Origin of the sequence: Aestuariivirga sp. (assembly GCF_037139295.1) — a bacterium.
GTDB lineage: Bacteria > Pseudomonadota > Alphaproteobacteria > Rhizobiales > Aestuariivirgaceae > Aestuariivirga.
The window spans coordinates 42626-49656 of the sequence record NZ_JBAXGR010000020.1 but is presented as its reverse complement, the minus strand read 5'-3'; the positions used below and the strand labels follow the sequence as shown (position 1 = coordinate 49656).

Here is a 7031-nt window from a genome sequence, read left to right as displayed (position 1 = left end):
TCGACGATGAAGAGTTCCGAGCCATCCTTCTGCGTGGCCGAACAATCGGCCAGCTTGCCGGGAAGGCGCAGCTTGCGAACGGCCGTCTTGCGTGAGACGTCTTTCTCCTGGCGGCGCTTGATCCGCTCTTCGGCGCGGTCGATGATGAAGTTGAGCAGACGGTCGGCCTGGGCCGGATGCCCCGTGAGCCAATGGTCAAAATGATCCCGCACCGCGTTTTCGACGATGCGCATCGCTTCGACCGTGGCGAGCTTGTCCTTGGTCTGGCCCTGGAACTCGGGCTCACGGATAAAGACAGAAAGAAGCGCGCCTGACGAGGTCATCACGTCGTCGGCAGTGATCACCGAGGCACGCTTGTTCTGGGTCATGTCCGCATAGTTGCGGATCGACTTCGTGAGCGCGGTACGAAGCCCCTGCTCATGCGTACCGCCCTCGGGCGTGGGAATGGTATTGCAGTAGGAGGACGAGAAGCCATCGTCGCCGCCGAACCAGGCCACTGCCCATTCGACCGTACCGTGGCTTCCTTCCTTTTCAACACGACCGGCAAAGATCTCATCTGCCACGCGGTGCTTGCCTTCGATGCGCTCGGCCAGGAAGTCCTTCAACCCGCCGGGGAAGTGGAGCACTGCCTTGTCAGGCGTCTCCTTGTCCTTGATGAGCGAGGCATCGCAGGACCAGCGGATCTCGACGCCGCCGAAGAGATAGGATTTGGACCGCGACATCTTGTACAGCCGCGCCGCAAGGAAGGTGGTGTTGCCCTTGCCGAAGATCTGCTCGTCCGGGTGGAACGACACCTTGGTGCCGCGGCGACCCGACACCTTGCCAAGGTTCTCAATGGGACCTGTGGGCTTGCCGCGGCGGAATTCCTGACGATAGAGCTGCTGGCCGCGCGCCACCTCAACGATCACATGGTCGGACAGTGCGTTGACCACGGAGACGCCGACGCCGTGCAGGCCGCCCGAGGTTTCATAAGCGCCTGAGTCGAATTTGCCGCCCGCATGCAGCGTGGTCATGATGACTTCGAGGGCGGACTTGTCCTTGAACTTCGGATGCGGATCGACGGGGATGCCGCGACCGTTGTCGATAACGGAGAGATACCCGTCCTCGGTATAGCTGACGTCGATCCATGTGGCATGTCCGGCCACCGCCTCGTCCATCGCGTTGTCGAGAACTTCCGCAAAAAGATGGTGCAGCGCCCTTTCGTCGGTGCCGCCGATGTACATGCCGGGGCGGCGGCGGACGGGCTCAAGCCCCTCCAGCACCTCGATGTCTGCAGCGGTATAGCTCTCCTCACCGCGCGACTTTGCTGGCCCCCTGTTGGCAGATGGCTTGGGCGCGGCGGGCAAATCGTCGAACAGTGAGCTGGAGTTGGCGGGCTTGGCCATTCTTGTTCCTGAATCGTTTCAGGCGGTGAGTATCCTCTCATGGGGGTCGCTTGCAACACTTGACTTGGGTGGGTGGTCCCGGGCCTTCTTGGCGCATGCCCGCGCCTGTGCTCATTGCCAACCGTCCGACGCTGCCACGTCTGTTGCTGCTGTTCTGGGTAGCAGAGATTGCCGTTGGGTTGTTTTTTGTCGCTGCAGGCTATGAGGTTCTGGGGCCAAGCGAAAACGGTGGCGCGGCAGTGCTGATGCTGATGGGGCTGTTGCTGACGCTCTCAGGCATCATCATGGTTGGTCATTGCTGGCGGATCGCCAGGCTCGCCGGGAACGCGATCGAATTGACCGACGCTGGGCTTTTGGACCGACGCCTGTCCGCCCATCCCCTCCCGTGGGACGCCATTTCATGGAAGGTGATCTTCAACGGACGATCATACGCTGTGCAAATGGACGTGTCAGAGCCTGCCCGAAGCGCAGCGGAGATCGCGTGGCCGGCCCGCGCGCTTGGCCTGTTCAGCCGAATGCTGCGGCAACCGGAATTCAACGTGGCGTCATTGGGCACCGGCCTCTCTGCCCATGACATCGGCGAGCGGATGTCATCGTTCAAAGCATCCGAGGGCTGAAAACGACGTTCCACAGGCAAAGCGCGTCGGGATTACTTGACATCGGCTTCAAGCGGGAGTTTCCTCGCAGATAACAAAATTGCTTCGCAGCAATCGACTCACACCAAGGGGATTGGCCCAGCCCGCTGCGAGGATAATGGCTGGTCAATGGGAGAAACGCATGTCTGACCTCAATCAACGCATTGAGGCGATGTACCAGGGCGATCGCCGTGGTGCATGGCTATTCGTGCTGGCACTTTGGGTTACCATCATCTTCGTCCTCGTTATGTCGTGGCCCTACATCCCGGACACCGGGGTGAGGGTCGTGGTGCTGATCGCGGCTGTCGCGCTGCTCATCTTCAACACGGCGTCAGTGAGCGCCATGCTGCGCCACTACGCAGAGGACAAGAAATTCATCTATTCTCTCGACATCAAGCATCTCGATGAGATGAGGAAGGGACGCTGACCATGGCCCGCTACACCCCTCCCGAACAAAGCCGTTTCATGCAATGGGTCGACATCATATTTGTTGTCGCCGCCATTTTCCTCGCCTTGTGGCTTCCGCTGCAGGCGGGCTGGGCGGGTGTCTCCCGCTCGATCGTGAAAATCGAGAACCCGACATGGGAAGCACTTGGCCAGACCCCGGCGCAGGTCGAGCAGTGGGTCAAGCTCGGCTTCGCCGACGCGGCAGCCGCGCATGACATCATCCAGAACAAATTCGACTATTCGATCGACTGGGTGCAGCTCTTCCTCCTTGCGGCGGTGATCGCCGGCTACTTCATCTTTCTCTTCCGCGCTTCCGACAAGGAATATCGTGAGGTGATCGCGGAAAAATTCGACGACAAGAAAAAGTGAGGGTACAGCCATGTGGATCATGATCGCAAATGCCGGCTGGGTTCTGGCCGCCGCCCTCTTCCTCTGGATGCTCTATGACTGGTTCCGCGTCGATACGACCTATTCCGAGGCAACCCTGACCTCGTCTCGCGAAGGCGAGATCGAGGCTGTCCAAGAATCCCACAAGGTCTGAGGGGCGACAGATGTCAAACGCAACTGCTTCTGCTGCAGATACGGTGAAAAGAGTTTCACTGCTGCGCATCCTCGGCCCGGGCCATGTCTGGGCGCTGGGTGTCGGCATCGTTCTGGTCGGCGAATACACCGGCTGGAACTTTGCCGCCGACAAGGGCGGCACGCTCGCCGCGCTGATCATCTGCTGGGTGATCGGTCTTCTCTACACCTCCGTCGCCATGATCGATTCCGAGGTGACCTCGACCGTCGCCGCAGCCGGCGGTCAATATGCGCAGGCCAAGCACATCGTCGGCCCGCTGATGGCCTTCAATGTGGCACTCTACCTCGTATTTGCCTACACCATGCTCGAGGTGTCCAACGCCATCCTCATCGCCGACACGGTGAAATCCTATGCCGGTGATGGTTTCACTGACTGGCACTATAAGGGCATCATCGCCATCGTCATCGTCGGGCTCGCCGCGTTGAACTACCGCGGTGTGCTGATGACGCTGAACGTCAACTTCGTGATCACGGCCATTGCCTACCTGGCCATCATCGTCCTGTTCTTCTCGGTCCAGCCGTGGAGCCAGGGAACGATCCTGAAGCTGAACGAAATGGTGACGCCGAAGAATGCCCTGCCATATGGCTGGATCGGCGTCATCGCCGCCTTCCACTGGGGCATCTGGTACTACCTCGGCATCGAGGGAACGACACAGGCCGCAGAAGAAGTCCGCTCGCCGGCCCGTTCGCTGCCCTATGGCACCATGGCCGGCATGATTACGCTGCTCATCGGTGCCTCGCTGACCTGGTACATCTGCGCTTCGCTGATGCCCTGGCAGTATCTGGGCTTCACCTACTACCCGCTTCTCGATGCCGGCAAGCTGACCGGCAGCAAGTTGCTGGAAACCATGATGTTCACGGCCACCATCCTCGCCGCGCTGGCCTCGGCCAACGGCTGCATCAACGATGCCGCCCGGGCTTGGTTCTCGCTCGGCCGCGACCGTTACCTGCCGCCGTGGTTCTCCGCCGTGCACCCCGTGTACCGGACACCCTACCGGTCCATCATCTTCCTGGTGCCGATCGCGCTGGCCTTCGCCTTCATCGCAAACCTTGGGCAGGCGATCACGTTCTCGATCCTCTCGGGTGTGCTCCACTACACGTTCATGAGCATCAACATCATGATGTTCCGGAACAAGTGGCCGCTCGGCACGATCCAGCGCGGATACACGCATCCCTTCCACCCGCTGCCGGCGATCGTGCTGCTGGCGCTGTGCGTGGTAACCTACTTCGCCATCTTCCTTGGCTATGGTGCCCAGCTCACGGCCATGGTGGTGTTCTACGTCATCATGTCGCTGTGGTTCCACTTCTACCGCTACCGTTATGTGAAGCGCGGCGACCAGTTCACCATGCCGTGGCCCAAGCCATTGGGCTACTGAACCTCAACAGCAACCAGGCCCGCCTTTCGAGGCGGGCCTCATAAATTCTGGCAGCCTGCATGTGGCAAATGATCATCGGAACGGCTCTGGCCGTAGCGCTCGCAGCACTTCTCGCGCGCCATGTGATCTCGACTGCTCGGCGACGCAAGGCCGAGCCGGACCGTTTGCTTTCTGCGGCAGCCGCCGTGCTGGAAGACCCCCGCATCAACGCGGGCATGACGGCAGGCACCTATATTCTGACCGGGCGCTACAAGGGGCGCGTGGCCGAGGTGAAGGTGGTGGCCGACACACTGGCGGTGCGCAAGCTGCCCAGCCTGTGGTTGATGGTCACGATGCCGGGACCACTGCCCGTGGGGGCAACCCTGGACTTGATGATGCGCCCGGGCGGAGCCTCCAGCTTCTCGAACTTCGATGATCTGCCAGTAACCGTGCCCAACCCGCAAGGCTTCCCGCGGGACGCGGTCATCCGCACCGATGACGCAGCGCGCATGCTCAACCCAATGATCATCTCCCGCCATCTTGCACTCATTCACAGTCGATACGGTAAGGAACTCCTGATTACGCCCAAGGGTCTGCGCATCGTGTTACTGGCAGGGGAGGCAGACCGGGCACGCTATGGCGTGTTCCGCCAGGCCGACTTCGGAGACGTCACAATCGATCCGCAGATGGTAACCGATAGTCTCGATCTGATGATAGCCTTGCGCCACAACATCGAAATGCGGGAGACGCCATCCTCATGATCGAAAAGCCGGTGAACCCCTATGCCGTTCTCGCTGCCGCCGTCATCCTGCCCGGCGCCGGGCATGTGCTGCTCGGCAAGACGCAGCGCGGACTGATGTTTTTGTTTTTCACCGTCATTCTCGGATGGGTGAGCCTGCGTCTCACCCCGGAGACAGCAAGTTTCTTCTCGCGTCATGCAGGCGGTATCCTGATCTACGGCTTCTCGGTCATCGATGCCTACAAGACAGCACGTATCAACTGGGAATTGGCGAAGTACTCCAACCGCAAGACCAAGGCACATCCTCCAGGCGAAGCCTGATCGGCGCGACCACAGACCGGCCACGTTGCAATCGCACATTTCTCTTTTGAATGACGGTTCAAGGCGCTATAGGCGCTTTAATCCCTCATACACAGGAGTTTCGATGAAATGACCAATTGGCCCGTGCACGCCGCGTGGAATGGCCCCATCGTGATGATCGGCTTCGGCTCGATCGGCAGGGGAACCCTGCCGCTGATCCTCCGCCACATCAAATGCGATCCCAAACAGATCACGGTCATCGACCCCGACGCGTCCAGGAGCCAGCTGGTTGAAAAGCAGGGCGCCTCCTACATCAAGGCGGCGCTCACCCGGAAGAACTACCGGCAGGTGCTGAAGCCCTTGCTCACGGCTGGTCCGGGCCCCGCCTTCATCGTCAATCTCTCCGTCGACGTCGCGAGCCTCGATATCATGCGTCTCGCGCGCGAAACCCATGCGCTCTACATCGACACGGTTATAGAGCCGTGGCCGGGCTTCTACTACAACACCAAGTTGCCGCAGGGCGAGCGCACCAATTATGCCATGCGCGAGCACATGCTGGCGCTGAAGAAGGCCCTTGGGCCCGGTCCTACTGCCGTTTCCTGCTGCGGCGCCAACCCCGGCATGGTGTCGTGGTTCGTGAAGCAGGCGCTGATGGACATCGCCAAGGCCACCAAGACCAAGGTTGCCGAGCCCACCACGCGCGACGGCTGGGCCAAGCTGATGAAGAAACTGGGCGTCAAGGGCATCCACGTCGCCGAGCGCGACACGCAGCGCACCAAGGAGTCGAAGCCCTTCGGCACCTTCGTCAACACCTGGTCGGTCGAAGGCTTCATCTCCGAAGGCCTGCAGCCAGCGGAGCTCGGCTGGGGCACGCATGAGAAGAAGTTGCCGCCGAAGGGCAAGCGCCACAAGACGGGTTGCGGCGCAGCGATCTACATCGAGACCCCGGGTGCTGACACCCGCGTGCGCACCTGGACGCCGACCGAGGGGCCGCACTTCGGCTTCCTCGTCACCCACAACGAGGCGATCTCGATCTCGGACTATTTCACTGTCCGATCAGGCCGCAAGGTTACCTATCGGCCGACCTGTCATTATGCCTATCACCCGTCGAACGACGCTGTGCTTTCGTGGGTGGAGATGCTGGGCAATGGCGGCAAGCACCCCAAGGATTTCTATGTCCTCGACGAGAACCAGATCGCCGACGGCCGGGATGAACTGGGCGTACTGCTTTATGGCCACAAGAAGAACGCCTACTGGTATGGCTCGCAGCTGTCGATCGAGGAGGCGCGCAAGCTCGCCCCGAACAACAGCGCCACGGGCATGCAGGTGTCCTCCGCCGTGCTCTCCGGCATGATCTGGGCTATCGAGAATCCGATGGCCGGTATCGTCGAGACTGACGAAATGGACTACAAGCGCTGCCTCGCAATCCAGTCTCCCTATCTTGGACCCATGCGCGGGGTCTACACCGACTGGACTCCACTCGACTCGGTGATCGAGCTCTTCGCCACCGATTTGGACCGCAAGGATCCCTGGCAGTTCCAGAATATCCTGGTGCGTTAAACACCTACTTTCATGGCCGGGCTTGCCCGGC

General features: G+C 60.7%; 9 protein-coding genes. 8 read left to right on the top strand and 1 reads right to left on the bottom strand.

Annotated features, from left to right (window positions below; all coding sequences use genetic code 11):
• Positions 1-1385 (bottom strand): ATP-binding protein (locus WCJ41_RS07955; RefSeq protein WP_336905311.1); only part of this gene is annotated, 1385 nt, incomplete at its 3' end.
• Between the two features lie 95 nt (positions 1386-1480).
• Here WCJ41_RS07955 and WCJ41_RS07950 point away from each other — a divergent pair.
• The 8 genes from WCJ41_RS07950 to WCJ41_RS07915 all read left to right on the top strand — a co-directional run bounded on the left by WCJ41_RS07950 (position 1481) and on the right by WCJ41_RS07915 (position 7000).
• Positions 1481-2002, top strand: a complete 522-nt coding sequence (locus tag WCJ41_RS07950) for a hypothetical protein (protein WP_336905310.1) — start codon at positions 1481-1483, stop codon at positions 2000-2002.
• A gap of 160 nt (positions 2003-2162) precedes the next feature.
• The gene (locus tag WCJ41_RS07945; protein WP_336905309.1) at positions 2163-2447 is read left to right on the top strand and encodes a hypothetical protein; all 285 of its coding nucleotides are present in this window, start codon (positions 2163-2165) and stop codon (positions 2445-2447) included.
• 2 nt (positions 2448-2449) lie between these two features.
• Positions 2450-2836, top strand: a complete 387-nt coding sequence (locus tag WCJ41_RS07940) for a hypothetical protein (protein WP_336905308.1) — start codon at positions 2450-2452, stop codon at positions 2834-2836.
• A 10-nt stretch (positions 2837-2846) separates the two neighbouring features.
• On the top strand, positions 2847-3008 hold the full coding sequence (locus tag WCJ41_RS07935) for a hypothetical protein (RefSeq protein ID WP_336905307.1): 162 nt from the start codon (positions 2847-2849) through the stop codon (positions 3006-3008).
• A 10-nt stretch (positions 3009-3018) separates the two neighbouring features.
• Positions 3019-4422: an amino acid permease gene (locus WCJ41_RS07930; RefSeq protein ID WP_336905306.1), complete on the top strand. Its 1404-nt coding sequence runs from the start codon at positions 3019-3021 to the stop codon at positions 4420-4422.
• Between the two features lie 68 nt (positions 4423-4490).
• Positions 4491-5162 (top strand): hypothetical protein, encoded by a 672-nt coding sequence (locus WCJ41_RS07925; RefSeq protein ID WP_336905305.1) that lies wholly within the window; start codon positions 4491-4493, stop codon positions 5160-5162.
• Positions 5162-5461 carry a hypothetical protein gene (locus WCJ41_RS07920; RefSeq protein ID WP_336905313.1) on the top strand — a complete coding sequence of 100 codons (300 nt, stop codon included), beginning with the start codon at positions 5162-5164 and terminating at the stop codon, positions 5459-5461. The genes WCJ41_RS07925 and WCJ41_RS07920 overlap by 1 nt, the downstream gene beginning before the upstream one ends.
• A 108-nt stretch (positions 5462-5569) precedes the next feature.
• Entirely contained in the window at positions 5570-7000 is a 1431-nt protein-coding gene (locus tag WCJ41_RS07915) for a saccharopine dehydrogenase C-terminal domain-containing protein (RefSeq protein ID WP_336905304.1), read from the top strand.
• Positions 7001-7031: the final 31 nt, after the last annotated feature.

Coding starts and splice junctions, on each gene's coding strand:
- WCJ41_RS07950 (WP_336905310.1), top strand. CDS start 1,481: ATGCCCGCGCCTGTGCTCATTGCCAACCGTCCGACGCTGCCACGTCTG.
- WCJ41_RS07945 (WP_336905309.1), top strand. CDS start 2,163: ATGTCTGACCTCAATCAACGCATTGAGGCGATGTACCAGGGCGATCGC.
- WCJ41_RS07940 (WP_336905308.1), top strand. CDS start 2,450: ATGGCCCGCTACACCCCTCCCGAACAAAGCCGTTTCATGCAATGGGTC.
- WCJ41_RS07935 (WP_336905307.1), top strand. CDS start 2,847: ATGTGGATCATGATCGCAAATGCCGGCTGGGTTCTGGCCGCCGCCCTC.
- WCJ41_RS07930 (WP_336905306.1), top strand. CDS start 3,019: ATGTCAAACGCAACTGCTTCTGCTGCAGATACGGTGAAAAGAGTTTCA.
- WCJ41_RS07925 (WP_336905305.1), top strand. CDS start 4,491: ATGATCATCGGAACGGCTCTGGCCGTAGCGCTCGCAGCACTTCTCGCG.
- WCJ41_RS07915 (WP_336905304.1), top strand. CDS start 5,570: ATGACCAATTGGCCCGTGCACGCCGCGTGGAATGGCCCCATCGTGATG.